This window comes from Streptomyces violaceusniger Tu 4113, from assembly GCF_000147815.2.
Taxonomy (GTDB): domain Bacteria; phylum Actinomycetota; class Actinomycetes; order Streptomycetales; family Streptomycetaceae; genus Streptomyces; species Streptomyces violaceusniger_A.
In genome coordinates this window covers 9770210-9794835 of sequence record NC_015957.1, presented here as the reverse complement: position 1 = coordinate 9794835, position 24626 = coordinate 9770210, and the positions used below count along the sequence as shown (strand labels likewise).

General features: G+C 71.7%; 19 protein-coding genes and 1 pseudogene. 10 read left to right on the top strand and 10 right to left on the bottom strand.

What is annotated here, in order from left to right:
- The first annotated feature begins 13 nt into the window (after nt 1–13).
- Nucleotides 14–334 (top strand): hypothetical protein, encoded by a 321-nt coding sequence (locus tag STRVI_RS39990; RefSeq protein ID WP_014061256.1) that lies wholly within the window; start codon nt 14–16, stop codon nt 332–334.
- 88 nt (nt 335–422) lie between these two features.
- On the opposite strand, the gene STRVI_RS39985 is transcribed toward STRVI_RS39990, so the two are convergent.
- The 3 genes from STRVI_RS39985 to STRVI_RS39975 all read right to left on the bottom strand — a co-directional run bounded on the left by STRVI_RS39985 (nt 423) and on the right by STRVI_RS39975 (nt 5128).
- Nucleotides 423–1343: a hypothetical protein gene (locus tag STRVI_RS39985; RefSeq protein ID WP_014061255.1), complete on the bottom strand. Its 921-nt coding sequence runs from the start codon at nt 1341–1343 to the stop codon at nt 423–425.
- Nucleotides 1344–1643: 300 nt separating this feature from the next.
- A complete protein-coding gene (locus STRVI_RS39980) occupies nt 1644–2864 on the bottom strand; it encodes an acetyl-CoA C-acetyltransferase (protein ID WP_014061254.1) in 1221 nt (406 codons plus the stop codon).
- A 1232-nt stretch (nt 2865–4096) separates the two neighbouring features.
- Nucleotides 4097–5128, bottom strand: coding sequence for an SGNH/GDSL hydrolase family protein (locus STRVI_RS39975; protein ID WP_014061253.1), 1032 nt, complete (start codon nt 5126–5128; stop codon nt 4097–4099).
- 197 nt (nt 5129–5325) lie between these two features.
- On the opposite strand from STRVI_RS39975, the gene STRVI_RS39970 reads away from it, so the two are divergent.
- The 3 genes from STRVI_RS39970 (at nt 5326) to STRVI_RS53850 (ending at nt 8541) form a co-directional block, all read left to right on the top strand.
- A complete protein-coding gene (locus STRVI_RS39970) occupies nt 5326–6711 on the top strand; it encodes a cystathionine beta-synthase (protein WP_014061252.1) in 1386 nt (461 codons plus the stop codon).
- Nucleotides 6712–7399: 688 nt separating this feature from the next.
- Nucleotides 7400–7870 carry a helix-turn-helix domain-containing protein gene (locus STRVI_RS53855; RefSeq protein ID WP_014061251.1) on the top strand — a complete coding sequence of 157 codons (471 nt, stop codon included), beginning with the start codon at nt 7400–7402 and terminating at the stop codon, nt 7868–7870.
- Nucleotides 7855–8541 (top strand): IS630 family transposase, encoded by a 687-nt coding sequence (locus STRVI_RS53850; protein WP_208949302.1) that lies wholly within the window; start codon nt 7855–7857, stop codon nt 8539–8541. The genes STRVI_RS53855 and STRVI_RS53850 overlap by 16 nt, the downstream gene beginning before the upstream one ends.
- Before the next feature lie 13 nt (nt 8542–8554).
- Here STRVI_RS53850 and STRVI_RS39955 read toward each other — a convergent pair whose 3' ends face one another.
- A complete protein-coding gene (locus STRVI_RS39955; protein WP_014061249.1) occupies nt 8555–8992 on the bottom strand; it encodes a hypothetical protein in 438 nt (145 codons plus the stop codon).
- Nucleotides 8993–9111: 119 nt separating this feature from the next.
- Between STRVI_RS39955 and STRVI_RS39950 the strand changes: the two genes are divergently transcribed.
- Nucleotides 9112–10491, top strand: coding sequence for an acyl-CoA synthetase (locus tag STRVI_RS39950; protein ID WP_014061248.1), 1380 nt, complete (start codon nt 9112–9114; stop codon nt 10489–10491).
- A 102-nt stretch (nt 10492–10593) separates the two neighbouring features.
- Nucleotides 10594–10869: a hypothetical protein gene (locus tag STRVI_RS39945; RefSeq protein WP_014061247.1), complete on the top strand. Its 276-nt coding sequence runs from the start codon at nt 10594–10596 to the stop codon at nt 10867–10869.
- Nucleotides 10870–10889: 20 nt separating this feature from the next.
- Here the strand turns inward: STRVI_RS39945 and STRVI_RS39940 are convergent, their stop codons facing one another.
- The gene (locus STRVI_RS39940; RefSeq protein WP_014061246.1) at nt 10890–11669 is read right to left on the bottom strand and encodes a helix-turn-helix domain-containing protein; all 780 of its coding nucleotides are present in this window, start codon (nt 11667–11669) and stop codon (nt 10890–10892) included.
- Between the two features lie 414 nt (nt 11670–12083).
- On the opposite strand from STRVI_RS39940, the gene STRVI_RS39935 reads away from it, so the two are divergent.
- Nucleotides 12084–13400: a tetratricopeptide repeat protein gene (locus STRVI_RS39935; RefSeq protein ID WP_251983000.1), complete on the top strand. Its 1317-nt coding sequence runs from the start codon at nt 12084–12086 to the stop codon at nt 13398–13400.
- 16 nt (nt 13401–13416) lie between these two features.
- Here STRVI_RS39935 and STRVI_RS39930 read toward each other — a convergent pair whose 3' ends face one another.
- From STRVI_RS39930 to STRVI_RS39910, 5 genes are read right to left on the bottom strand one after another with little or no spacing between them, the layout of a single operon-like run.
- Nucleotides 13417–14874: a purine-cytosine permease family protein gene (locus STRVI_RS39930; RefSeq protein ID WP_014061244.1), complete on the bottom strand. Its 1458-nt coding sequence runs from the start codon at nt 14872–14874 to the stop codon at nt 13417–13419.
- A gap of 16 nt (nt 14875–14890) precedes the next feature.
- On the bottom strand, nt 14891–15829 hold the full coding sequence (locus STRVI_RS39925) for an ABC transporter substrate-binding protein (protein WP_014061243.1): 939 nt from the start codon (nt 15827–15829) through the stop codon (nt 14891–14893).
- A 37-nt stretch (nt 15830–15866) separates the two neighbouring features.
- Entirely contained in the window at nt 15867–16544 is a 678-nt protein-coding gene (locus tag STRVI_RS39920; protein ID WP_014061242.1) for an ABC transporter permease, read from the bottom strand.
- 1 nt (nt 16545) lies between these two features.
- Nucleotides 16546–17187 (bottom strand): ABC transporter permease, encoded by a 642-nt coding sequence (locus STRVI_RS39915; RefSeq protein WP_014061241.1) that lies wholly within the window; start codon nt 17185–17187, stop codon nt 16546–16548.
- Nucleotides 17184–18368 (bottom strand): ABC transporter ATP-binding protein, encoded by a 1185-nt coding sequence (locus tag STRVI_RS39910; protein ID WP_014061240.1) that lies wholly within the window; start codon nt 18366–18368, stop codon nt 17184–17186. Before STRVI_RS39910 ends, STRVI_RS39915 begins: the two co-directional genes overlap by 4 nt.
- A gap of 160 nt (nt 18369–18528) precedes the next feature.
- On the opposite strand from STRVI_RS39910, the gene STRVI_RS39905 reads away from it, so the two are divergent.
- The 3 genes and pseudogenes from STRVI_RS39905 to STRVI_RS39895 all read left to right on the top strand — a co-directional run bounded on the left by STRVI_RS39905 (nt 18529) and on the right by STRVI_RS39895 (nt 24550).
- On the top strand, nt 18529–20055 hold the full coding sequence (locus tag STRVI_RS39905; protein ID WP_014061239.1) for an aromatic amino acid ammonia-lyase: 1527 nt from the start codon (nt 18529–18531) through the stop codon (nt 20053–20055).
- Between the two features lie 31 nt (nt 20056–20086).
- A complete protein-coding gene (locus tag STRVI_RS39900; protein WP_014061238.1) occupies nt 20087–21139 on the top strand; it encodes a MurR/RpiR family transcriptional regulator in 1053 nt (350 codons plus the stop codon).
- A gap of 280 nt (nt 21140–21419) precedes the next feature.
- Nucleotides 21420–24550: pseudogene (locus STRVI_RS39895) on the top strand (Tn3 family transposase).
- Nucleotides 24551–24626 lie beyond the last annotated feature (76 nt).

Here is a 24626-nt window from a genome sequence, read left to right as displayed (position 1 = left end):
TGCGACCCCCCTCATGACCGCCGTCGACCGGCTCGCCGACCGGCTGCGCGCCCTTCCGCAGTCCCGGCTGCGCGCGGGCGCCGCGGCCGAAGGACTGGCGCTGGCTAGGGAATTGTCGGCGCGCGCACAGCGTCTGGAGGAGCCGGGAACCCCGCCGCGGATCATGCCGGACGCGGGGCTGTTCGTGGTCGCCGACCAGGTCGCGGTGGCCGGACATGACTTGGTGCACGCGCTGGAGCGTGCGCCGGGCGGCTCCGGGGGCGGCCGGGCGGCGCGGGGGGTCACCGAGGCGGTGGCGCTCGTGGTGCAGACGGCCGGGCGCTGCGGGGTCTGAGGGCGCCGGTCGCTGAGGCTGACCGCGGGTTCGTGCCGGGGCTGACCGCGGGTTCGTACCGGGGCTCACCGCCGGTTCGTACCGGGGCTCACAGCGAGGCGATGACGCGGTCGGCCAGGACGTACACATTGTCCTCGCCGCAACCGAACGTGAGCGCATACGCACCGGAGACGCCCGAGCCGCCGAGCAGCACCGGGGTGGTGCCCTCGCGCAGCGCGTCCGCCAGCCGCTCGGCCGTCTCCCGGTGGCCCGGGGTCATGCAGATCGTGGTGCCGTCGGCGAAGACATAGACATCCAGGGTGCCGAGGGGCCCGGGGCGCACATCGGACAGCGGGGTGCGGGCGTCGGCCAGTTCGGTGATCCGGGTCACCGTACGGTCGTGGTCGGCCACGGGTGACGACGGGGAGAAGTCGGGGTGGGACGGATGGCGCCGGCGGGCCGCCGCGAGCTCGGCCGACTCCCGGGGCTCGGCCGCCGGCTCGGGCTCGACGCTCAGCTCCAGCTCCACCTCGGCCTCGACCTCGGGTTCCTGGTCCCCGGCGGAGTCCAGCGCCTCGGGACCCAGCGCGTCCAGGCCGAGCAGCGGTTCGAGCCCGGCCAGATCGGCCTGGCGGGGCACGAAGAGCTGCGCGTCCTGTACGGCGTCCTCGCCGTACCCGCCGGGCCCGCCCAGCAGCGAGTGGGCGTCGGCCGTTCCGGCGGAGTCCCTGGCCTCCTGGGCGGCCCAGAACGCCCGTGCCTCGGCCAGCTCGCGCTCCCGCTCCTCGGCGAGCGCCTCGGCGACGGCCGCGCGTATCTCGGCGACCGGGGTGGCGCGGGGTGCGGGCACCGTCACACCGTTCTCCTCGCCGCCTCTGCTCTCCTGGGCGCCGGCGGCGACGGTGGCCGCGAGCTCGGCGCGCAGCTCACAGATCTGCCGGCGCATACCGCGCGCGGTGTGCAGGGCGGCCGCCCCTACGGCCGTGGCGGTCACCGCGGCCAGGAGGAGGGCAAGAGTCGTGGGGCTCACTGACGTACTCCCGGTTGGCTGTTGATCCCCCGAATTCCTACCTCAGCTTGAGGCTTATCGCCTCTCGACGTCAGTGCATACCATCACCAAATGGGCAGAATTCGGTACCGGAAGGGCCTTTGGTCACCGGTGCTGAGCTGGGCAGACGGCTCTCCCCCAGGACCTTTGTCACATCCTGGGGGAGATTCGGTCACGGCTCGATCGAAACCAGTGTCTCAGACGCGGGGCGGCTCGGCCCCTCGGCCCGGCCCGGATCGGTCCAGCGGCTCGGCCGGGCTCGGCCGCCCGGCTCGACCCGGCTCAGCTCAGGCGCTCGATGACCATCGCCATGCCCTGGCCGCCGCCGACGCACATGGTCTCCAGGCCGAACTGCTTGTCGTGGAACTGCAGCGAATTGATCAGCGTGCCGGTGATCCGGGCACCGGTCATGCCGAAGGGGTGGCCCACGGCGATCGCGCCGCCGTTGACATTGAGCCGGTCCAGGTCGATGCCCAGATCGCGGTAGGACGGGATGACCTGCGCGGCGAACGCCTCGTTGATCTCCACCAGGTCGATGTCGCCGACCGACATCCCGGCCCGGGCCAGCGCCTGCTTGGACGCCTCGACCGGTCCGTACCCCATGATCTCGGGGGAGAGGCCGGAGACGCCGGTCGACACGATCCGGGCCAGCGGGGTCACGCCCAGCTCCCGCGCCTTGGTGTCGGACATGATCACCAGCGCCGCGGCGCCGTCGTTGAGCGGACAGCAGTTGCCCGCGGTGATCCGGCCGTCGGGACGGAAGACCGGCTTCAGGCCCTGCACGGCCTCCAGGGTGGTGCCCGCGCGGGGACCGTCGTCCTGGCTGACGACCGTGCCGTCCGGGGTGGTCACCGGGGTGATCTCACGCTCCCAGAAGCCCTTCTTGATGGCTTCCTCGGCGAGATTCTGGGACCGGACGCCGAACTCGTCCATGTCCTCGCGGGTGACTCCCTTGAGCCGGGCCAGGTTCTCGGCGGTCTGGCCCATGGCGATGTACACATCGGGGAGCAGGCCGTCCTCGCGCGGGTCGTGCCAGCCCTCGCCGCCCTGCTCGGCGCGCGTGACCGTACGGGCCTCGGCGTCCGCGAACAGCGGGTTGTGGGTGTCCGGCAGCCCGTCCGAGGTGCCCTTCTTGGCCCGCGAGACCATCTCGACGCCCGCCGAGATGAAGACGTCGCCCTCGCCCGCCTTGATGGCGTGCATCGCCATCCGCGAGGTCTGGAGGGAGGAGGAGCAGTAGCGGGTGATCGTGCAGCCGGGGAGGTGGTCCATCCCCATCTGCACGGCCACGACTCGCCCCAGGTTGTGCCCCTGCTCACCGCCGGGCGCCCCGCAGCCGAGCATCAGGTCGTCGATCTCGCGCGGATCGAGCTCGGGGACCTTGGCGAGCGCGGCCTGGATGATCTCGGCGGTGAGGTCGTCCGGGCGCAGATCTTTGAGCGATCCCTTGAAGGCGCGGCCGATGGGAGAACGGGCTGCAGAGACGATCACTGCTTCGGGCATCACGGCTCCATGGGGGCGGGGGTGCGGGTGGGACTCTGAGGGAAGTTACCCGTACGTATCGGCAGGGTCACGGGGTGCGGGCTGTGACGCGGAACTCTTTTTTCCAAGCGTACGCTCAGCGACCCCGGTCTCGCTCTGGTCGCGGCGCCCTTCCCTCGCGCCCTACGGGACGCCGATACGCACCCGGGCGCCGCCGCTGGGGCCCAGCGGCCCCGGGGCCCCGAACGCGGGCCGGGCCGCCCGCTGCCCGGACGGGCGGGAGCTTCCAGGGCCGGGTGCCCTGCTCCCGGCGCGCCCAGTACTTGACCTGACGCAACTAATTCATCAAGCGATTTCCAGAGGGGTACCCCACCCCCCCTGCCCCCGGCATCGGCCTCGCCCCCGGCCCACGGAAGCCGCCACCGCCCCGACGGCCGGCGGCGCGGCCCCGGCCCGCCACCGCCTGCTGCCCGGCGTTGGCCTTGACCCCTGGCGGCGGGAGCCGCGACCGGCCCTCGCCCCCCTGCGGCCCGGCGGTCGGCGGCGAGGGCTCGGCCGGGCACCTCCGCCGCCGCTGCTCATTTGCGCCGAAGGCGCGAGACGAAACCCGCGCTCGGTCGGGCAGATCAGCGCGCGCCCGGAGGGGCATGGCCGCCGGGGGCCGCGGCGGCATGGCAGCCGGGGCGCGGCCATAGGAGCCGCTATCGGCCCGGCGGCGTGGGCGCAGCCCGGCACCGCCCGCTCTCCGGCGTTGGCCTTGACCCCTGGCGGCGGGAGCCGCGACCGGCCCTCGCCCCCGCCGGCCCGGCGGTCGGCGGCGGAGGCCCGGTGGGCACCTCCGCCGCCGCTGCTCATTTGCGCCGAAGGCGCGAGACGAAACCCGCGCTCGGTCGGGCAGATCAGCGCGCGCCCGGAGGGGCATGGCCGCCGGGGGCCGCGGCGGCATGGCAGCCGGGGCGCGGCCATAGGAGCCGCTATCGGCCCGGCGGCGTGGGCGCAGCCCGGCACCGCCCGCTCTCCGGCGTTGGCCTTGACCCCTGGCGGCGGGAGCCGCGACCGGCCCTCGCCCCCGCCGACCCGGCGGTCGGCGGCGGAGGCCCGGTGGGCACCTCCGCCGCCGCTGCTCAATTGCGCCGAAGGCGCGAGACGAAAGCCACACCCGGCCGGGCAGATCAGCCCCCACCGAAGGGGCCCGGGCCGCAGGCCCGGGTGGGCTGGGGCCCCAGCCCAAGGGGAGCCGGGCCCGGTGGGGGTCAGCAGCCTGAAGGGGGCGGGGAGGTCGGGGACGAGGTGTCGGGGGAGCCGGACACGGTCGCCGGCTCCTGCGTCGCGGGCCGATGGCGCCGCAGCAACCGGGCCCAGGGCCCGCGAGCCGCCGTGACCTCGGTGCCACCCTCGGCGGCCGCCTCGGCCGCCGCCGTGGCGACCGGCAGGATGCCCTCGTCGAGCGTCTCCGGCGCCTCCTCGGGCCACAGGCCCAGCGAGTCGCACAGGGTCGGCAGAATGGCCATCGCGGCCGTGGCGTACCCCTCCGCCGAGGGGTGGAAGTTGTCCGGGCCGAACAGCTCGCGCGGATTGGCCGCGAACTCGGGGCCGAGCAGATCGCCCAGCGAGACCGTGCGTCCGTCCTGCTCCACCACCCCGATCGTCTGCGCGGCGGCGAGCTGTCGGCTCAGCCGCCGCGCGACCCAGCGCAGCGGCTGATAGACGGGCTCGATCGTGCCGAGGTCGGGACAGGTGCCCACCACCACCTCGCAGCCGCTCTCGCGCAGTCTGCGCACCGCGTCCGACAGCAGCCGCACCGACTTGGCGGGCGGCATCCGACGGGTGACGTCATTGGCACCGATCATGATCACGCACACGTCGGGAGGCAGCTCCGCATCCTCCAGCACCAGCGTGACCTGGCGCTCCAGATCGCTGGACTGCGCCCCCGGCAGTGCCACGTTCCGCAGGTCCACCGGGCGCTCGGCGACCGCCGCGAGCCCCGAGGCGAGCAGCGCGCCCGGTGTCTGACGAGGGCGGTGGACGCCCTGCCCGGCGGCCGTGGAGTCGCCGAGAAAGGCCAGCCGCAGTGGGGGCTGGCCGGTCCTGCGGGCGAAGGCGAAGCCATATCGGCCGTCCGCGCGCGGCGGAGGATCGTCCGACCCGCCCACGACCCGTTTCGCATGGGACACCTCGGTGAGCAACAGCACGGCGGTCACCCCGCCCAGCAGCCCGATCCCGCCGCCCCCGTACGCCGCCGCGGCCGCGATCCGCCGCGCCACCCTCGCCCTCGACATCGACATGGGTCCAGCCCACCTCCGTCCGCACGCGCACGCGCTTCTTTCTCCTTTGTACGCCTCGCTAACAACTTGTTGCCCCGCACAGCCTTCCTCCCAACTCACGGGTCGCAGGGCGGGGGCGCGCAATAAGCTGATAGCACGGCGCCGCGATGGCGGCCGCCCCGACGCGGAGATCCCGCGGAACCGGACCAGGAGCAGGTGTGCAGTACTACGAATCGATGATTGAGCTGGTCGGCAACACCCCGCTGGTGAAGCTCAACACCGTGACCGAGGGCATCCGGGCAACCGTCCTGGCCAAGGTCGAATACTTCAATCCCGGTGGCTCGGTGAAGGACCGGATCGCGGTCCGGATGATCGAGGCAGCCGAGCGCTCCGGTGAGCTCAAGCCGGGCGGCACCATCGTCGAGCCGACGTCCGGCAACACGGGCGTGGGCCTCGCCATGGTCGCCCAGCGCAAGGGCTACAAGTGCATCTTCGTCTGCCCGGACAAGGTGTCCACGGACAAGATCAACGTGCTGCGGGCCTACGGCGCCGAGGTGGTGGTCTGCCCCACCGCCGTGGACCCCGAGCACCCCGACTCGTACTACAACGTCTCCGACCGGCTGGTCCGCGAGACGCCGGGTGCCTGGAAGCCCGACCAGTACAGCAACCCGAACAACCCGCTCTCCCACTACGAGTCCACCGGCCCCGAGCTGTGGGAGCAGACCGAGGGGAAGATCACCCACTTCGTCGCGGGCGTCGGCACCGGCGGCACGATCTCCGGCACCGGCCGCTATCTGAAGGAGGCCAGCGAGGGCCGGGTCCAGGTGATCGGCGCCGACCCCGAGGGCTCGGTCTACTCCGGCGGCTCCGGCCGCCCGTATCTGATCGAGGGCGTCGGCGAGGACTTCTGGCCGACCGCCTACGACCAGACCGTCGCGGACGAGATCGTCGCGGTCTCCGACAAGGACGCCTTCCAGATGACGCGGCGGCTGGCCAAGGAGGAGGGGCTGCTGGTCGGCGGCTCCTGCGGAATGGCGGTCGTGGGCGCGCTGAAGGTCGCCGAGCGGCTCGGCCCGGACGATGTGGTGGTCGTGCTGCTGCCCGACAGCGGTCGTGGCTATCTGTCCAAGATCTTCAACGATGAGTGGATGGCCGACTACGGCTTCCTGGAGGAGGACGGCCCCTCGGTGCGCGTCGGCGACGTCCTCCAGGGCAAGCAGGGCGGACTGCCCTCGCTGGTCCATATGCACCCGGACGAGACGGTGGGCGAGGCCATCGACGTGCTGCGCGAATACGGCGTCTCGCAGATGCCGATCGTCAAGCCGGGCGCCGGGCACCCGGATGTGATGGCCGCCGAGGTCATCGGTTCGGTGGTGGAACGCGAGCTGCTGGACGCCCTGTTCGCCCGGCGCGCGGAGCTGACCGACCCGCTGGAGAAGCACATGAGCCCGCCGCTGCCGCACGTCGGCTCCGGCGAGCCGGTCGAGGACCTGATGGCGGTGCTGGGCACGGCGGACGCGGCGATCGTGCTGGTGGAGGGGAAGCCGAAGGGTGTGGTGAGCCGGCAGGACCTGCTGGCGTACCTGGCCAGCGGCGCCAAGTAACCGCTCATAAGCGGGCTCATCAGGGGGCTCGAACTGGACCCGAACGGGGCCCGAACGGGGCCCAACTGCCCTTCGAGGGAGGTCCGCCAGGGCTTCGGGGAAGTGGTACGTACGTGTCACGCGCCCGCAGCACAGGGTTAACACAGCTCCGGCAGATTAGTGGGCGTCGGAAGGACGACACCGACACCCAGGATGAGGCGACAGGACCTCCGGAGCGGCTCCCGGACTCCATGGTCGCCTGGACGCGGAAGTCCGGCCCTGACCCGGCCCGCGTCCCCCGCGGGGACCGCCGTCGTCCCGCCCTCGGTGCCCAGCACCGGGGTGCGGCGGTCCCCGCGCAGTCTTTTTTGGGCATCGGTTCGCCTCCGGGGCGCTTCAGTCTCCCCCAGCTACCGCTGGGAGGCGCCCCCTGTCGACGGTCGACCGTGCTCGGTCGCTCACGAGGCGGAGCCGCAAATCGATCGCAGCCCTCGCTCCCTGCGCGCGCTCTCCCTTTCGACAGCGACGCGCCCCTTCGGCTCGCCCCCAGCTACCGCTGGGAGGTGCCCCCGGCCGGTCAGTCCAAGCGCCCGGAGGCTCTACGGCGTCCGAGGAACCTAGTAGCGTGTCGCTGCTTAGTTATGGCATGTCTAGTTGGGAGGTTGGTGTCTGGCAGAGTCCTTCCCCTTTGCCAGACAGGACTGTTGTCATGGGTTCGCAGAAGAAGCGGCCGGTCAGGTTGACCGCGCAGGATCGCGAGGAGTTGGTACGGGTGACCACGACGGGTGTCCGCCCAGCCTCGATGACCATGCGCGCCCGAGTGCTGCTTGCGCTGGATACCTCGGTGGGTGAGGTGGATCCCAAGGAGGTGATCGCGGCCCGGCTCGGCGTCTCCGGTGAGACGTTGCGGCTGGTCGCCAAGCGTTTTGCCGAGACCGGTGGCGATGTTCACGCCACGATCGCGCGGAAGAAGCGCGACCTCCCGCCGGTGCCCTCGCCGGTGACCGGCGAGGTCGAGGCCCGGCTCATCGCGATGGCCTGCTCGCAGCCACCGGCGGGGCATGCCCGATGGTCGCTGCGGCTGCTGGAGAAGCACGTCGCGCTGAGTGAGGACATCCCGGACCTGGACCACTCCACCATCGGGCGGGTGTTAAAAAAACGGAACTGCGTCCTCATCTGAAGAAGTGCTGGACCATCCCGCCACGGGCGAACGCGCAGTTCGCTGCGGCGATGGAAGACGTCCTGGCCGTGTACGCCCGGCCCTACGACCCGGCCAGTCCGGTGGTGTGCATGGACGAGAAGCCCTACCAGCTCCTGGCGCATGCCCGGGACCCGATCCCCGCCCGGCCGGGACAGGACCTGAAGGAAGACAGCGAATACGTGCGGCACGGCACCTGCTCGGTCTTCTGCTGGGTCGAGCCCCTGCAAGGGTGGCGGCGCGTGGACGCCCAGCCCCGCCGGACCAAGGTCGACTGGGCACGCCAGGTCGAACGGCTCCTGACCCTCGACTACCCCGACGCCGCCAAGGTCGTGCTGGTGATGGACAACCTCAATACCCACACCACCGGGTCGCTGTACGAGGCGTTCGGCCCAGCCAAGGCGTTCACCCTGGCGCAGCGCCTGGAGATCCACCACACCCCCAAACACGGCTCCTGGCTCAACATCGCCGAGATCGAACTCTCGGCCCTGACCCGGCAATGCCTGGACCGGCGCATCGAGGACCTCGCCGTGCTCAACGCCGAACTCACCGCCTGGCAACACGCCGCCAACACCAATCAGCGCCAGGTCAACTGGCACTTCACCACCCAAGACGCCCGCACCCGACTCCGCCACCTATATCCCAACGTTTAGCCGCGACGGTCTACTAGTCCCGGCTCTCCTCCAGGCTTTTGCCCCGGCGCAGCCAGGAAAGGGCCCCCGCCGCGTGGACCGCGTTGACCCCGAAGATCCCGGCCCAGGTGATCAGTAGGCCGGGCAGGCCCTCGTTCACCACGCCGATCGCCGACAGCGGGATCGCCAGCACCAGGGAGATCCCGACGAAGGCGAAGCGCTCACCGATGCCCATCCCGTGGGGCTGGTCCGGGTTCGTGCCGGTGGCGTACGGGCGGGTGCCGCGGGCCGTCGCCATCTGCTGTTCGGCGAGCTGGCGGCGGACATGCCGGTCCGCCGTATCGTTGAAGCGCTGCTCGACTTTGTCCATGAAGGAGTCGACCAGTTCCGACTCGTACTCCGCACCCAGCTCCTTACGGGTCTGCAGGGCCGCGTCGAGTTCCTTTTTCAGATCCGGGTCACGGGCGTCCATGCTTAATGACGGTACGGTCGCGGGGACGCTTTGTCGGTAGGGCTAGCCCCCGAAAGACGCGCGGGCGCGAAGAGGTACCCCCCGGGTGCCCCCGGCCCGCTGTGGAAGGAGTCAGTTCCGTGACCGCACCTCTCCTCACGTCCCTCGCCGCGCCCGGCGGCGACCGCCCCGACGCGCTGAGCGTCGGCGGCCGCTCCCTCTCGCGCGAGGAACTGCTCGGTGCCGCGGGCGCGGTGGCGGCCCGTATCGCCGGTGCGCCGGTCGTCGCGGTCCGGGCGACCGCGACGCCGGAGACGGTGGTCGCGGTGGTCGGCGCGCTGCTGGCCGGGGTGCCGGTGGTGCCCGTACCGCCGGACTCCGGCCCGGCCGAACGCGACCACATACTGCGGGACTCGGGCGCCACCCTGCTGCTCACCGGGGAGGCGATAGAGGCCCCGATCGAGACCGTCCCGGTGGACCCGGCCGAGCGGGCCGCGTGGACGAAGCCGGAGCCGGACGCGGAGTCCACGGCGTTCATCCTCTACACCTCGGGGACCACGGGGGCGCCCAAGGGCGCGCTGATCTCCCGGCGGGCGGTGGCCGCCGACCTGGACGGGCTCGCCGCGGCCTGGGCCTGGACCGCGGAGGACACCTTGGTCCACGGGCTGCCGCTGTTCCATGTGCACGGCCTGGTGCTGGGCGTCCTGGGCGCGCTCCGGACGGGCAGCCGTCTCGTCCACACCGGCAAGCCGACCCCGGCGGCGTACGCGGCGGCGGGCGGCAGCCTCTACTTCGGGGTGCCGACGGTCTGGAACCGGATCGTCCAGGACCAGGACTCCGCCCGCGCCCTGGCCTCCGCCCGGCTGCTGGTCTCCGGCAGCGCCCCGCTGCCCGCCCCCGTCTTCCGCGACCTCGAGCGGCTCACCGGCCAGCGCCCCATCGAGCGCTACGGCATGACCGAGAGCCTCATCACCCTCTCCACCCGGGCCGACGGAGAGCGCCGCCCCGGCTACGTCGGCACCCCGCTGGCGGGCATCCGTACCCGGATCGCCACCGAGGAGGGCGCCGAGATCGGTGAACTCCAGCTCACCGGCCCCACCCTCTTCGACGGCTATCTGAACCGGCCCGAGGCCACGGCCGGTTCGTACACCGAGGACGGCTGGTTCCGCACGGGCGACATCGCCGCGGTCGAGCAGGACGGCTTCCACCGCATCGTGGGCCGCGCCTCCACCGACATGATCAAGTCCGGCGGCTACCGCATCGGCGCGGGCGAGGTCGAGAACGCCCTCCTCGACCACCCCGCCGTCCGCGAGGCAGCCGTCGTCGGCGCCCCGCACGAGGATCTGGGCCAGGAGATCGTCGCCTACGTCGTCGCCGACGGCATCGGCGAACAGGAGCTGATCGACTTCGTCGCCTCCCAGCTCTCCGTCCACAAGCGTCCCCGCAAGGTCCGCTTCCTGGAGGCCCTGCCCCGCAACGCCATGGGCAAGCCCCAGAAGAAACTCCTGCCCCCGGCCTGACCCCGGCCCCGGCCTGATCCCGCCCCCGGCTTCCGGCCGCCGTTGCCATCCGTGACTCTCATTCCTACACTCAGTGACCACGACGGATGAGTGGAGAGACCGATGGCCCGCGCATGGGAAGCCGACCCGTCCGCATCGTTCGCGCGCCGATTAGGAAAGTCGGCGCGCGAGCTCGGAAACACCGGTGGACGCGACGGGTGCCCCGACATCTGGCAGCTCGACAACGGTGACATCGCGGTCATCGGCCGCGACCTCACCGACGCCTACCGGGCGAAACTCCCCGACGACGCCGGCATCGCCCCGGACGAGCGCCTCGTCGTCATCCCGGGTTCCACCCTGAGCGCCGCGAAACCGGATATCCCCGATGCTCGGGCTTGACGGCCCCGGCCGCGAGCCGGTCACTCCGGCGGGATGCTGTACTGCTCCAGGGTCGCCTTCGACATCGAGGTGTCCATCAGGCGCAGTTCCCACGGCCCGGTGTTGACGTCGAAGTCCTTGCCGAATCCGACCCACTTGCCGGCCATACGGCGACTGGTTGGCTCCACGAGCATCTGAATCGCGCCGTGGTAACAGGCTCCCTGGTAGTAGCCATCCGTGGCCGTCTGCTCTGTCCAGGCGCCCGTGACCACGTTGCGGTCAACAGTGAGATCCAGGCTGAGCGGGGAATCCGGGTTCAGGGACGCCCCGTTCAGCGACCGCCCCGTCAGGCGATTGCCGTGCTGGACGAGCACCACGTAATGCCTGCCTTCGTAGACGTCGTCACGGCCTGACGAGTAGTACTCGTACCGGGAAAGCCAGACGCCGCTGAAGTTGTCTCCCGCCATCTGCTGGCCCTCCCGGGTATCGGCCGACGCAGGGGCGACACCCTCCGCACTCGGTGCCATGTCATGGCCTCCTGACCCATCGCCATGGACTCTCGCCATGGGCACCTGCGGGGCGAATCCCAGCGACTCGACCGGCATCCCTGTGACCCTCTCCAGTGCGCGGATGTAGACCGGCCTCGGCGATCTGCTGATGCCGGATTCCCAGCGTTGGACCAGTCGTTTGCTGGCCTCGTTCGGCTCGCCCAGCTCCGCACCTGCTCGGCGGAGCGCCTTCGCCAGGTCGTCCTGACTCATCCGCAGGCCGATCCGCACAGCCCGCAGCGCGTCGTTCGGTGCGTGCACCTCGGTCGTCATGACGTCCACGCTAGCCCCAGATGCCCATCAATGACACCTAAATGACGCCTATTGAGGGACGCCTGAACAACACCTTCTCTGTCGTCGCGATGGCCTGGCCGCCAACGGCACCATCACGACCGGACACGACAGAAAGGGCGGATCGTGATGGACGGAACGGCAAAGGGGCAGCGGCTCATGAGTATCCGGGTGTCCCGTGACAGCGGCCGGACGTGGGACGCCGAAGTGGTGGTCATCAGCAGTGACCCGCTGGCTCCCCTGCACACCTCGGCGTGGCCACCGTGCCGATGCTTGCGCTGTGTGTCCGGATCAGGTGCGGCGCCACCGGATCACCGGCGGCACGGCCAGGTAATCGAGGGCGGCGGACGACGATGAGGAAGTCCCCCGGAGGAGCGCGCGGCGGCGTTGCGCCGGGTGCTGGTCTGGTATCTGCACTCCGCGGACGCGGCCCAGACCTGGATCAACCCCCAGGAGGCCCATATCCCGCTCGATCCGCCGGGCGATGACCTCACCCCCGCGTCCTTCGCGGACTACGAGGAGGCCATGCGGTGGTACGAGGCAGAGCGCGGCAATCTGCTGGCCGCGACCCGCGCCGCCGGTGAGGCCGGTCTCGATGTGATCGCCTGGCAGCTTCCCGCGGTGCTGCGGAGCGTGCACATGCTGCTGAACCCGTTCGAGGAATGGCTCGCCATGGGCCGGATCGGACTGCGCGCCGCACGCAGGCTGGGCGACCGCACCGCGGAGGCCGAGCTGTTGGAGAGCCTCGGGATGGCCTGTACGCAGTCGCATCGCCTCGCCGAGGGCGCGGAGTACCACCAGGGCGCCCTCGCCGCCCGCCGGGAGACCGGCGACCGGCTCGGGGAGGCGCTCTCGCTGAACGACATCGGGCTGATCCACTTGCGGGGACGCCGGCTGGAGGAGGCGAAGGAGCGGTTCGAGCAGGCCGCGGCGGTTTTCCGGGAGCTGGGGGCCGCCCAGTGGGAGGCCGTTGTGCTGGCGAACCTGGCCGAGGTGATGTACGAGCTCGCCCGGCCCGAAGAGGCGTCCGGCTTTGTGCGGCGGGCCTTGGAGATGCACCGCGAACTGGGCAACCAGGGCGGCGAGGGCAACGCGCTGCGCATCCTGAGTGCCGTTCAGCGGGACCGTGGGCAGCCGGAGGAGGCGCTGGGCTCCGCCGAGGGCGCGCTGGAGATCGCCCGAACCCACCGCAACCACATGTGGGAGGGGTACTGGCTGCTGGAGCTGGGCCGGGCGCAGCAGGCCAACGGCGCGTTCGACGCCGCCCTGGTCTCGTTCCAGCGGGCCGCCTCGCTCCAGCGCCGACTCGGCGACCGGGCGCGGGAGGCCCGGGCGTGGGACGGCGCGGGGGAGAGCTACCGGCGGCTCGGGCGGCCCGGCGAGGCGGCCGACTTCCACCGCCGGGCCGCGGCGGCCCACCGGGAGCTGGACGACCTGTGGCACGCGGCGCTCGCCCTCGACGGCCTCGCCACCGCGCTGCGCGAGGCCGAGGAACCGGGCGGGGCCGAAGAACCGGGCGGGGTCGAGGAGGCGGGCGGGGCCGAGGAGGCGGGCGGGGCCGAGGTGCCGGGCGGCGCACAGGAAGCGGGCGGGGCCGAGGAGGCGCGGCGGCACTGGACCGAGGCCCTGCACGCGCTCGCCTCGTACGACGATCCCCGGGCCGCCGCGCTGCGCGAACGCGTCGTCGCCGCCCTGGAGTCGGGCGGCACCTGAGCGGTGCCGGTCCGGCTCACCCGGGCTCGGTGGCGTACGGGCGGTCGGGGGACGGTTCCGGGGCGAGGATCATGTGGTCGGGGACGTGGGCGGTGTCGCGGTGGGCCAGGAGCCAGTAGAGGGCGGCGGGGATGGCGAGGCCGACGAGCCAGGAGATGTCCGCGCCGCCCAGTGGGGCGACGAGGGGGCCGGTGTAGAAGGCCGTTGACAGGAAGGGGAGTTGGGCCAGGACGCCCACGGCGTAGGTGGACAGGGCCTTCCAGCGCCAGGCGCCGTAGCGGCCGTCCGGGTCGCTGAGGGCGGGGATGTCGTAGCGCTCCTTGGCGATGGCGTAGTAGTCGACGAGGTTGATCGCGCTCCACGGGGTGAAGAAGGTCAGCAGGAACAGCAGGAAGTCCTTGAAGGAGGACAGGAAGCTGTCCTTGCCGAGCAGCGCGACCGCCGTGCCCGCGACCATGATCCCGGCGATGTAGGCGGCCCGGCCGCGCGGGGAGAGGGTGGCGTTGCCGCGGAAGCCGCTGATGCTGGTCACCATCGACATGAAGCCGCCGTAGGTGTTCAGGACGTTGATCGTCAGTTTGCCGAGGGCGATGACGAAGTAGAGCAGTGAGGTGATCACGGCCGCGCCGCCGCCGAGGCCGACGATGTAGGAGACCTCGTTGCCGACGAAGGCGTGGCCGGCCGCGGCGGCCGCGAGGGCGCCGAAGGTCATGGACCACTGCGAGCCGAGGACGGTGCCGGCCAGGGTCCAGGAGAAGGTGGCCTTGGGGGAGGTGGTGCGCGGCAGGTAGCGGGAGTAGTCGGCGACGTACGGGCCGAAGGCGAGCTGCCAGGAGGCGGACAGCGACACCGCGAGGAGGAAGAGCGGGAAGTCGAAGGTCCGGTCGTGGAGGAGGGTGGCCAGGCCGGTGCGGTCCAGCAGCCGGATGCCCAGATAGACGAAGGCCAGGGCGCAGACCACGCCCGCGATCCGGCCCAGGGTGTGGATCAGGCGGTAGCCCACGGCGGCCGCCACGCCGGTGATGAGGGCGAAGAGGATGATCCCGGTGGTGTCGCCGAGATGGGTGAGTTCCCCGACCGCCTGGCCCGCCAGCACGCTGCCGCTGGCGAAGAAGCCCACGTACATGACGATGACCAGCAGCAGCGGGACGATCGCGCCCCGGACCCCGAACTGGGCCCGGGAGGAGATCATCTGAGGGAGGCCCAGCCGAGGACCCTGGGCCGAGTGGAGCGCCATGACAGCTCCACCGAGCAGGTTGCCGAGCAGCAGGGCGATGATCGACCAGAAGGCGCCCGCGCCGAAGACGACGGCCAGTGCGCCGGTCACCACGGCGGTGATCTGGAGGTTCGCGCCCAGCCACAGGGTGAACTGGCTGAAGGCGGTGCCATGGCGTTCCGCGTCCGGGACGACGTCGATCGAGCGCTTCTCGACGAGAGAGTCGAGGGCGTCGCGGGAGTCGAGAGAGTCGGGCATAAAAGTGCTCCTGCCGCTATTTCTTGGTGAGGCCGTTCTTGGCTGCCCAGTCGGCGGCGACCCGGTCCGGGTCCTTCTTGTCGTTGCTCACCAGCTTGTTGAGACGGGCCAGTTCCTGGGTGGTGAGGGCGCCGCCCAGGCGGGCCAGGGCCTTGCGGACCTTGGTGTCGGCCTTGGCGGAGCGGACGACGGGCACGATGTGCTGGGCGGGGATGAGGGCCTTGGGGTCGGCGAGGATCACCCAGTCGTTGGCCTCGATGTCGGGGTCGGTGGAGAAGAGGTTGGCGACGTCGACATCGCCCTTCTTCAACGCGCCCTTGACCAGCGGGCCGGAGGCGTCGAGGGCCTTGAACTCCTTGAAGGTCACGCCGTAGCGGTCCTTGAGGCCGACCAGGCCGACCACGCGGTTCTTGTCCTCGGCCGGGCCGCCGAAGATCAGCTTGCCGTTCTGCTTGGCCAGGTCGGCGAAGCTGCGCAGACCGTGCTTCTGCGCGGCCTCATGGGTGACGCAGAAGACGTCCTTGTCCTCGGCCGCCGCGTACGACAGGGCCTCCAGGCCGCTGGGGAGGGCGACGGTGAGGGCGTTCTGGAGGTCGCCGGCCTCGGTCTGGGGGGCCTTGTCGTCGAAGTGGAGCAGCAGATTGCCCTGGTACTCGGGGAGCAGATCGATATCGCCCTGCTGGAGCGCGGGGATGACGATCTCGCGGGAGCCGAGGTTGGGCCGCACGCTCGTCTTGATGCCCGCGCCCTTCAGCGCCTCGGCGTAGAGATAGCCGAGCAACTGGTTCTCGGTGAAGTTGGCGGTGCCGATGACCAGGCCGCCCAGGCTGCTGCCGCCGCCCGAGCCACCGCTGCCGCCGTCGCCCTTGAGCGAGGTGACGCCGCCGCTACAGGCGGCCAGCGCGGGTACGGAGGCGCCGGCGAGCAGGCCGCCGAGCAGTTTCCTGCGGTTCATGGGGTGCTCTCCTCGGATCCGGAGTGAGTCGGTGACGTCAGTGCGCGTGGGCGCGCGGGGGGCGGTTGCGGAACAGCAGGCGTTGCACTCCGGCCAGCGCCAGGTCCAGGGCGATGGCCAGCACGCCGACCAGCACCGCCCCGCCCAGCACCTGCACGAGATCGCGCTGGGCGAGCCCGTCGAAGACGTAGCGGCCGAGCCCGCCGAAGCTGACGTACGCGGCGATGGTGGCGGTGGCGACGACCTGGACGCAGGCCAGCCGCAGCCCGGTCATGATCAGCGGGAGCGCGAGGGGCAGTTCGACCTGGAACAGCACCTGGTACCAGCGCATGCCCTGGCCCCGCGCCGCGTCCCGGACCTCGGGGTCGACGGCGGCCATGCCCGCGTACGTATTGGTGACGATCACGGGGACCGCGAGGGCGACCAGCGAGATGTACACCGGCCACATGCTCAGCCCGCTGGCCAGGAAGACCAGGGTGACCAGGCCGACGGTGGGCAGCGCCCGCCCGAAGCCGGAGAGGTTGATGGCGAGGAACGCGCCGCGCCCGGTGTGCCCGATGAGCAGCCCGACCGGGAGGGCGATGGCGGCGGCGACCAGGGTGGCCAGCAGGGAGTACTGGAGGTGTTCCAGGAGGCGGGTCGCGATGCCGTCGGTCCCGGACCACTGGGAGCCGCTGGTCAGCCAGCGGAGGAGGTCCTTCAGCAGTTCGATCATGTCAGGCACGCCTCCTCAGCCACGGGGTGCACAGCCACTGGATGGTGACCAGCACGGCGTCCGCGACCAGCGCGAGCAGCAGGGACAGAAGGACCCCGGCCACGACGGGGGTGGGGTAGTTGCGCTGGAAGCCGTCGGTGAAGAGCTGGCCGAGACCGCCGTACCCGATGTAGCTGGCCACGCTGACCAGGGAGATCGCCATCACCGTGGCGACCCGTACGCCCGCCATGATCACCGGGAAGGCGAGCGGCAGCTCGACGGTGAGCAGGGTGCGCAGCGGACGGGCGCCCATCGCGGTGGACGCCTCGCGGACCTTGGTCGGGACGCTGTCGAGCCCCTCGACGGTGTTCCGGAGCAGCACGACCAGGGTGTAGACGGTCAGGCCGGTGATGGCGGTGGTGCGGGTGAGGCCGGTGACCGGCAGCAGCAGCACGAAGATCGCGATGGAGGGGATCGTGAACAGGATGTTCGAGAGCCCGAGCAGGAGTCCGCGCAGCGCGCGCACCCGATGGGCGATCACGGCCAGCGGCAGCGCGATCAGCAGACCGAAGAGGACGGCGGGGACGGCGGTGGAGAGGTGGTCGAGGGTGAGCGTGACCAGGTCGCTTTGGTGATCGGGGAACCAGCCCCAGTCGACGGTCACGCGGTCACGCTCGGGTCGGAGGCCGGGGTGTCGTCGGAGTCCTGGGAGTCCCCTCCGGCTTCACCGGTCTCGGGGGCCTCGGGGGCCTCGGCGGCTTCGGGGGCGTCGGCGGGGTTCTTGAGGGCGGCCGCGCGGCCCGCCTCCGCGTGCTGGCGCCCCGCGAACTCGTGTATTCGCTCGCGCCCGGTGACCCCGGTCAGGACGCCGTCGGCGTCCACGCGGGCCACCAGACCGGCGGGGGAGGCCAGCGACTCGTCCAGGGCGGTGAGCAGCGAATCGCCGTCCCGCAGCGCCCGCACCGGCAGCAGCGGCGCCCGGTCACCGTCCGGCCCCTCGGTGTCGCGCCAGCCCAGCGGCTCACCGCGTTCGGAGGTGACCAGCCGCCAGCGGTCCCCATCGGCGGGCGCGGGCTCCTGCGGCAGCTCCGCGAGGGTGGACAGGGAGAGCAGCTTCAGCCCGCGCTCGGCGCCCAGGAAGCCCGCCACGAAGTCGTCGGCGGGGCTCGCCAGCAGCTCGGCGGGGGGCGCGCACTGGACGAGATGGCCGCCGGTGCGGAAGATCGCGATGCGGTCGCCGAGCCGTACCGCCTCGTCGATGTCGTGGGTGACGAAGACGACCGTCTTGCGCAGCTCGCTCTGCAGCCGCAGCAGCTCGTTCTGGAGCTGGGTCCGTACGACCGGGTCGACCGCGCCGAACGGCTCGTCCATCAGCAGCACCGGGGGGTCGGCGGCCAGCGCGCGGGCGACCCCGACGCGCTGCTGCTGACCGCCCGAGAGCTGGTGCGGATAGCGCTTGCCGGAGTCGCCGGGCAGCCCGACCAGTTCCAGCAGCTCGGCGGCGCGGGCCCGTGCCTTGCGGCGGCCCCAGCCCAGCAGCAGCGGGACGGTGGCGATGTTGTCGAGGATCGTGCGGTGCGGGAAGAGCCCGGCCTGCTGGATCACATAGCCGATTCCGCGCCGCAGCTCGGCCGCGTCCGCCGCGAGGACATCACGCCCGGCCACGCTCACCGTGCCGCTGCTCGGTTCGACCATGCGATTGACCATGCGGAGGGTGGTGGTCTTACCGCAGCCCGACGAGCCGACGAGAACGGTGATGCCCCCTTCCGGGAGTTCGAGGCTGAGACGGTCCACCGCGGTGGTGCCGTTCGGGTAGTGCTTACTGACGTCCTTGAAGCTGATCATCCGCTTCCCCTTGCCCTGTCTGCATATAGTCATGCACAGTCATAGTCGAGTGAATAGAAGTCAAGAGGTCTGCGTTAATCACCGGTTACTTCTGCTCGCGATGTGGACGAAGTGCCTGGCGGCTAACCCGGAATGGGCGTTTTGAGAGGGGTTGCCCTGGATGTTGTCTCACATGCTGGATGCTGATGCCGCGGCGGCCGAGGGCACAGGCGGCACAGCTCAGCGGATCACATTGGACGGCCGGAGCCTACGCGTCGTCGATATCGCCCGCTTGGCCGACCGCGTCAGCCGGCCCACGGCGCCCGATCCGACCGCGCTCGCCCTGGCCGAGCGCGCCTGGGAGACCGCGGACCGGCTGGCCGCCACCGGCCGCGTCTACGGCCGGAGCACCGGCGTGGGCGCCAACCGTACCGAGGACGTCGGCCCGGCCGACTCCGACCACGGGCTGCGGCTGCTGCGCAGCCACGCCGGCGCGATCGGCGCACCGCTGCCCGCGCGCGAGGTGCGCGCCATGATGACCGTCCGCGCCAATCAGCTACTGGCGGGCGGCGCCGGGCTGCGCCCCGCCGTCGTCACCGCGCTCGTCGAGGGCCTGGACAGCGGCGCCCACCCGGTGATCAACGAATACGGCGCGGTCGGCACCGGGGACCTCGCCGCGCTCGCGCAGACCGGTCTCGCGCTCGTCGGCGAGCACCCCTGGGACCTCACCGAGGCCGCCCCGGGACGCCGCGCCCCCGACCCCATCGTGCTCGACAGCAACGACGCCCTCGCGCTCATCAGCAGCAACGCCCTCACCCTCGGCCAGTCCGCGCTCGCCCTCGCCGAGCTGCAGCGGCTGCTGTCCGCCTCGCTCTCGGTGGCCGCGCTCTCGCTGATCGCGGTCGGCGGGTCGTACGAGGCGTACGCCGAACCCGTGCACGCCGCCCGGCCGCACCCCGGCTCCGTCGCGGCCGCCGCCCGGATGCGCGCCCTGCTCGGCGCCCCGGCCCGGCCCACCCCGCCGCTCGGGCGCATCCAGGACCCGTACGGTTTCCGCTGTCTGCCGCAGATCCACGGACCGGCGCTGGACGCGGCGGAGTCGCTGGAGCGGGTGCTGACCGTCGACTTCAACGCGGCCACCGAGAACCCGCTGATCAGCTCCGCCGACGAGGCCGCCTACCACCACGGCAACTTCTACGCCGCGCACGCCGCCCTCGCCCTGGACGCCTTCCGGCTCGCCGCGCTGCAGACCGCCCGGCTCTCCACGGCCCGGCTCGCCGCGCTCAGCGAACCCGACTTCACCCGGCTGCGCCCCTTCCTCGGCGACGCCGCGCCCGCGAGCTCGGGCGTGATGATCCTCGAATACGCGGCGGGAGCGGCCCTCGGCGAGATGCGCGCGGTCTCCCACCCCGCCTCGCTGGGCCATGCCGTGCTCTCCCGCGGCGTCGAGGAACAGGCCAGCTTCGCCTCGCTCGGCGCCCGCCAGACGCTCCGGGTCGCCGACCACTACCGGCTGGTGCTGGGCTGTGAACTGGTCGCGGCCGTACGGGCGTTGCGCCAGCGCGGTCTGGAACCGGACCCGGAGCTCCCGGCCGGTGTCGCCTTCGCCATGGCGTCGGAAGTGCTCGATCCGCGCATGGAGGACCGGCCGTTGACGGAGGATGTGGCGGTGGCCGCGCGTCTGCTCGACCGGCTGGCAGGGGTATGAGGGACGAGGGTACGAGGTTCGGGAGGACGGGATGAGTACGGACCATGGGGTGAGCGACGGGGTGAGCGGTGCTCGGACGGCGCCGGCGGGCGAGGATGTCGCGGTGGCGTCGGCGGGGGTGCCGGTGGGCGCGGAGGGCTCGGCCGGGGCGGCTGGTTCGGGCGGTGCGGGTGGTTCGGTCGCTTCGACGGGTTCGGCCGCTTCGACGGGTTCGGCCGCTTCGACTGGTTCGCTCGCGTCGACCGCTTCCGGTGCTTCGACCGCCGCTCGGCTGCAGGCGCTCTTCGAGGGCCACCGGCTGACCCCGACCCAGCGGCGGATCGCCCACTGCATGGTGCGGCGGGCCGCCGACGCGCCGTTCCTCTCCAGCGTCGAGCTGGCCGAACTCGCGGGCGTCAGCCAGCCGTCCGTGACCCGCTTCGCGGTCGCCCTCGGCTTTGACGGCTATCCGGCGCTGCGCAAGCATCTGCGCGATGTCGCCCCCGCCGAGCCGGAGGCGGGTGAGGGGTCGTACAACGAGTACCAGCAGGCCGTGCAGTCCGAGATCGACAATCTGCGCCATCTCGCCGCGCTGCTGGCCGACCCCGCCCCCGTCGTCCGCGCCGGCCGGCTGCTCGCCGACTCCCGCCCGCTGCTGGTCCTCGGGCTGCGTGCCGCCTCCGCACAGGCGCGCGGCTTCACCTACTTCGCGCGCAAGGTCCATCCGGACGTCCGGCTGCTCGACGAGGGCGGCACGATGCTCGCCGACCGCGTCGACGCGGCGAAGCGAGCGGGCGCGACGGCGCTGCTGTGCTTCGCGCTGCCGCGGCATCCGCGGGAGGTCGTGGAGGGTCTGGAGTACGCCCAGGAGGCGGGCCTGACCGTGGTCGCCGTCGCCGACAGCGCCTTCGCCCCGATCGCCCGCCACAGCGATCTGCTGCTGCCCGCGGCGGTCGGCACGGGCCTGGCCTTCGACACCGCGTGTGCGCCGATGCTGCTGGGGCGGGTGCTGCTGGAGGCGATGTGCGACGCGTTGCCGGATGCGCAGGCGCGGCTGGAGGAGTTCGACGCGAAGGCGTCGGAGCGGGGACTGTTCGTGGAGTGAGCGGCGCCTGAAGGCTCTCGGGGTCCTGAGGGCCCTTCGGCTGCTCGGAATTTTCGGGTCGCTCTGCGTTCCGACCCCGTCCCTCTCACCCAATTCTCAGGCATCCTGGCTGGATTCCTCGATTCGACAGGGATTTCATCAGGGATTCGGGTGTGAGTAGTTGAGGTACAGGAAATCCCGGTGAGAACGATCATGGTCGGCTAGCACACCGCTGGGTCGCTGTGCCGGGGTTCAGGGAAGGACCGCCGGGTGGGCGCCGGGGCTGGCTACGGTCCGGCTCGTGCCGGTGGAGTTTCTGACTGATGAGCAGGCCGAGGCGTACGGGACGTTCACCGAGGTGCCCACGCGCCCGGAGCTGGAGCGGTTCTTCTTCCTCGATGACGACGACCGTGATCTGATCGCGCTGCGTCGTACGGACGCGCACCGGTTGGGGATGGCGGTGCAGATCTGCACGGTCCGCTACATCGGCCGGTTTCTGGGCGAGGAGCCTCTGGCGATGCGGTGGGAGGCCGTGGAGTACCTGGCCGGGCAGCTCGGCATCGCCGACGCCTCGTGCGTGAAGCAGTACCCCGAGCGGCGGTCGACGGTGTACGAGCACGCGGACCAGATCCGGGAACGGTTCCGGTACCGGGACTTCACCGACCGGAGGTGGGGCCGGGAGTTCCGCGGGTTCCTATACGGGCGGGCGTGGACGCACGCCGAGGGGCCGGTGGCGTTGTTCAACCACGCGGTGACGTGGCTGCGGAAGAACCGGGTGCTGCTGCCGGGGGTGTCGGTGCTGGCCCGGCAGGTGTCGGAGGCCCGTACGGCGGCCGAGCGGCGTCTGTACGAGGCGGTGGCGCGGGCCACCGATCGGGCTGATCCGGCGCTCGCGCCGGCGCTGGCCGGGCTGTTGGTGGTGCCGGAGGGCAAGCGGGTCTCGGAGCTGGAGCGGCTGCGGACGCCGCCGGTGAAGACGACGGGTACGGCGATGGTGCGGGCGATGGAGCGGGTGGAGGAGATCTCCGCGTTCGCGCTGGGGCGGGTGAACCTGTCGCGGGTGTCGGTGAACCGGCTGTCGACGCTGGCCCGGTACGGGCAGCTGAGCAAGGCGCAGACGATCGAGTGAGCGCCGCAGCCGCGGCGGACGGCTCTGCTGACGGCGGTGGTGCGCCAGCTGGAGCCCAGGTGGTCGATGACGCGCTGGACCTGTTCGCGGTGCTGATGGCGAGCCGGCTGATCAGCCCCGCGCGGCGGGCCTCCGAGCGGGAGCGGCTGGCGATGCTGCCGTAGCTGGAGAAGGCGGCGCGCATCCTGGCGAAGGCGTCGAAGATCCTGACCGAGGAGCTGGACCTGGTCGCCGAGCACGACGCGGACCTGGACGTGGCCGCGCTGTGGGCGGCGGTGGAGGAGGCGGTGCCGCGTACGGCGGTGGCCGGTGCGGTGGCGACCGTGGAGGCGCTGGTGCCGGAGGAGGACGGGTCGGCCGAGGCGGCGATGCGGGAGAAGCTGAGCCTGCGCTACAACACCGTGCGCCCGTTCTTGTCCCTGCTGGGCGAGTCGCAGGCGCTGGGCGCGGCACCGGCCGGGCGGCGCCTGCTGAAGGCGGTGCGCCGTCTGCCCGCGCTGTCGCGCCGGCGGGTCAAGGACCGTCCGCTGCTGCCCCGGGAGATGGGCGCCGACCTGGTGCCCGCGATGTGGCGGCGGGCGGTGTTCTCGAACGCCAAGCTGCCCCAGGGCGCGGTCGACCGGGACGCGTACGTGGTGTGCGTGCTGGAGCAGCTGCACCGCGCGCTGAACCGGCGCGACGTGTTCGCCGCCCCGTCGAACCGGTGGGCGGACCCGCGCGCCCGGCTGCTGGACGGTTCGCGGTGGAAGGCGATGTGCCCGGACGTGCTCGCGGGCCTGTCCCTGACCGAGGACGCCGGCGAGCACCTGGCCCAGCTCGCGCGCGGGCTGGACGCGGCATGGCGGCAGATGGCCGACCGCCTGCAGGAGGCCGGCGCCGACGCGAAGGTCGAGATCGTTGTCCCCGAGGGCGGCGGCCGGGCCCGTCTTTCGGTGGACAAGCTCGGCGCGGTGGGCGAGCCGGAGTCGCTGACCTGGCTGAAGGCCACCACGGAGGCCATGCTGCCCAGGATCGACCTGCCGGGCCTGCTGTTCGAGGTCCACTCCTGGATCGGGTTCCTCGACTCCTTCGGGCACGTCTCCGACCGGCGTACTCGCATGGAGGGGCTGCTCGTCTCCCTCGTTGCCCTGCTGGTCTCCCAGAGCTGAAACATCGGGCTGACCCCGGTCATCGACCCGAACACCAAGGCGCTGACCCGCTCGCGGCTCTCGCACGTCGACCAGAACTACGTGCGCGCCGACACCATCGCCGCAGCGAACGCCGCGCTGATCGGCGCGCAGTCCCGCATCGAGCTGGCCCAGATATGGGGCGGCGGGCTGCTCGCCTCCGTCGACGGCCTGCGCTTCGTCGTCCTCGTCAAGAGCATCAACACCGGGCCCTCGCCCAAGTACTACGGCTACAAACGCGGCGTGACCTGGCTCAACGCCGTCAACGACCAGGTCGCCGGTATCGGCGCGATGGTCGTACGCGGCACCCCGCGTGACAGCCTCTACACCCTGGACACCCTGCTGAACCTGGACGGCGGGGTGAAGCCGGAGATGGTGGCGACCGACAACGCCTCCTACTCCGACATGGCGTTCGGCCTGTACAAGATGCTCGGCTTCCGTTTCGCCCCGCGCTTTCGTGACCTGGCCGATCAGCGGTTCTGGCGGGCCGACCTGCCCGACAACGAGGAGCCATCGGGCGGGTACGGGCCGCTGGAGGACGTGGCCTGCAACAAGGTCAACCTAAAGAAGATCGCCACGCACTGGCCGGAGATGCTGCGGGTGGCCGGGTCGCTCATCACCAACCAGGTGCGGGCCTACGACCTGCTGCGGATGTTTGGCCGCGAGGGGCACCCGACCCCGCTGGGGGCGGCGTTCGCCGAGTACGGGCGGATCGACAAGACCATGCACCTGCTCGCCCTGGTCGACCCGGTGGACGACACCTACCGGCGGCTGATGAACCGGCAGCTCACCGTGCAGGAGTCCCGCCACCGGCTCGCCCGCGCGATCTGCCACGGCGGCCGGGGCCAGATCCGCCAGGCGTACCGCGAGGGCCAGGAGGACCAGCTCGCCGCCCTGGGCCTGGTCCTCAACGCGGTGGTGCTCTGGAACACCCGCTACCTGGACGCCGCCGTGGCCCGGCTCCGCGCTGAGGGAAACGACATCAAGGACGAGGACGTGGCCCGGCTCTCCCCGCTCAAGGACCGGCACATCAACTTCCTGGGCCGCTACCTGTTCAACATCAGAGCCAGCGGCCCCGGCCAGGGTCTGCGCCCCTTCCGCGACCCCGCCGCCATCGAAGACGCCGAGGACGACTGATCCCGCGCATCCGATCCGTTGGGCCGCTCGCTGTACCCCGCGCAGGCCCGGTGCCGCAGCCCCGGCACGAGGTGAT

Bases quoted from the DNA above. Each gene is read 5' to 3' on its own strand.
- STRVI_RS39990 (WP_014061256.1), top strand. From the start codon at position 14: ATGACCGCCGTCGACCGGCTCGCCGACCGGCTGCGCGCCCTTCCGCAG.
- STRVI_RS39980 (WP_014061254.1), bottom strand. From the start codon at position 2,864: ATGCCCGAAGCAGTGATCGTCTCTGCAGCCCGTTCTCCCATCGGCCGC.
- STRVI_RS39975 (WP_014061253.1), bottom strand. From the start codon at position 5,128: ATGTCGATGTCGAGGGCGAGGGTGGCGCGGCGGATCGCGGCCGCGGCG.
- STRVI_RS53855 (WP_014061251.1), top strand. From the start codon at position 7,400: ATGGGTTCGCAGAAGAAGCGGCCGGTCAGGTTGACCGCGCAGGATCGC.
- STRVI_RS39955 (WP_014061249.1), bottom strand. From the start codon at position 8,992: ATGGACGCCCGTGACCCGGATCTGAAAAAGGAACTCGACGCGGCCCTG.
- STRVI_RS39945 (WP_014061247.1), top strand. From the start codon at position 10,594: ATGGCCCGCGCATGGGAAGCCGACCCGTCCGCATCGTTCGCGCGCCGA.
- STRVI_RS39940 (WP_014061246.1), bottom strand. From the start codon at position 11,669: ATGACGACCGAGGTGCACGCACCGAACGACGCGCTGCGGGCTGTGCGG.
- STRVI_RS39930 (WP_014061244.1), bottom strand. From the start codon at position 14,874: ATGCCCGACTCTCTCGACTCCCGCGACGCCCTCGACTCTCTCGTCGAG.
- STRVI_RS39925 (WP_014061243.1), bottom strand. From the start codon at position 15,829: ATGAACCGCAGGAAACTGCTCGGCGGCCTGCTCGCCGGCGCCTCCGTA.
- STRVI_RS39920 (WP_014061242.1), bottom strand. From the start codon at position 16,544: ATGATCGAACTGCTGAAGGACCTCCTCCGCTGGCTGACCAGCGGCTCC.
- STRVI_RS39910 (WP_014061240.1), bottom strand. From the start codon at position 18,368: ATGATCAGCTTCAAGGACGTCAGTAAGCACTACCCGAACGGCACCACC.
- STRVI_RS39905 (WP_014061239.1), top strand. From the start codon at position 18,529: ATGTTGTCTCACATGCTGGATGCTGATGCCGCGGCGGCCGAGGGCACA.
- STRVI_RS39900 (WP_014061238.1), top strand. From the start codon at position 20,087: ATGAGTACGGACCATGGGGTGAGCGACGGGGTGAGCGGTGCTCGGACG.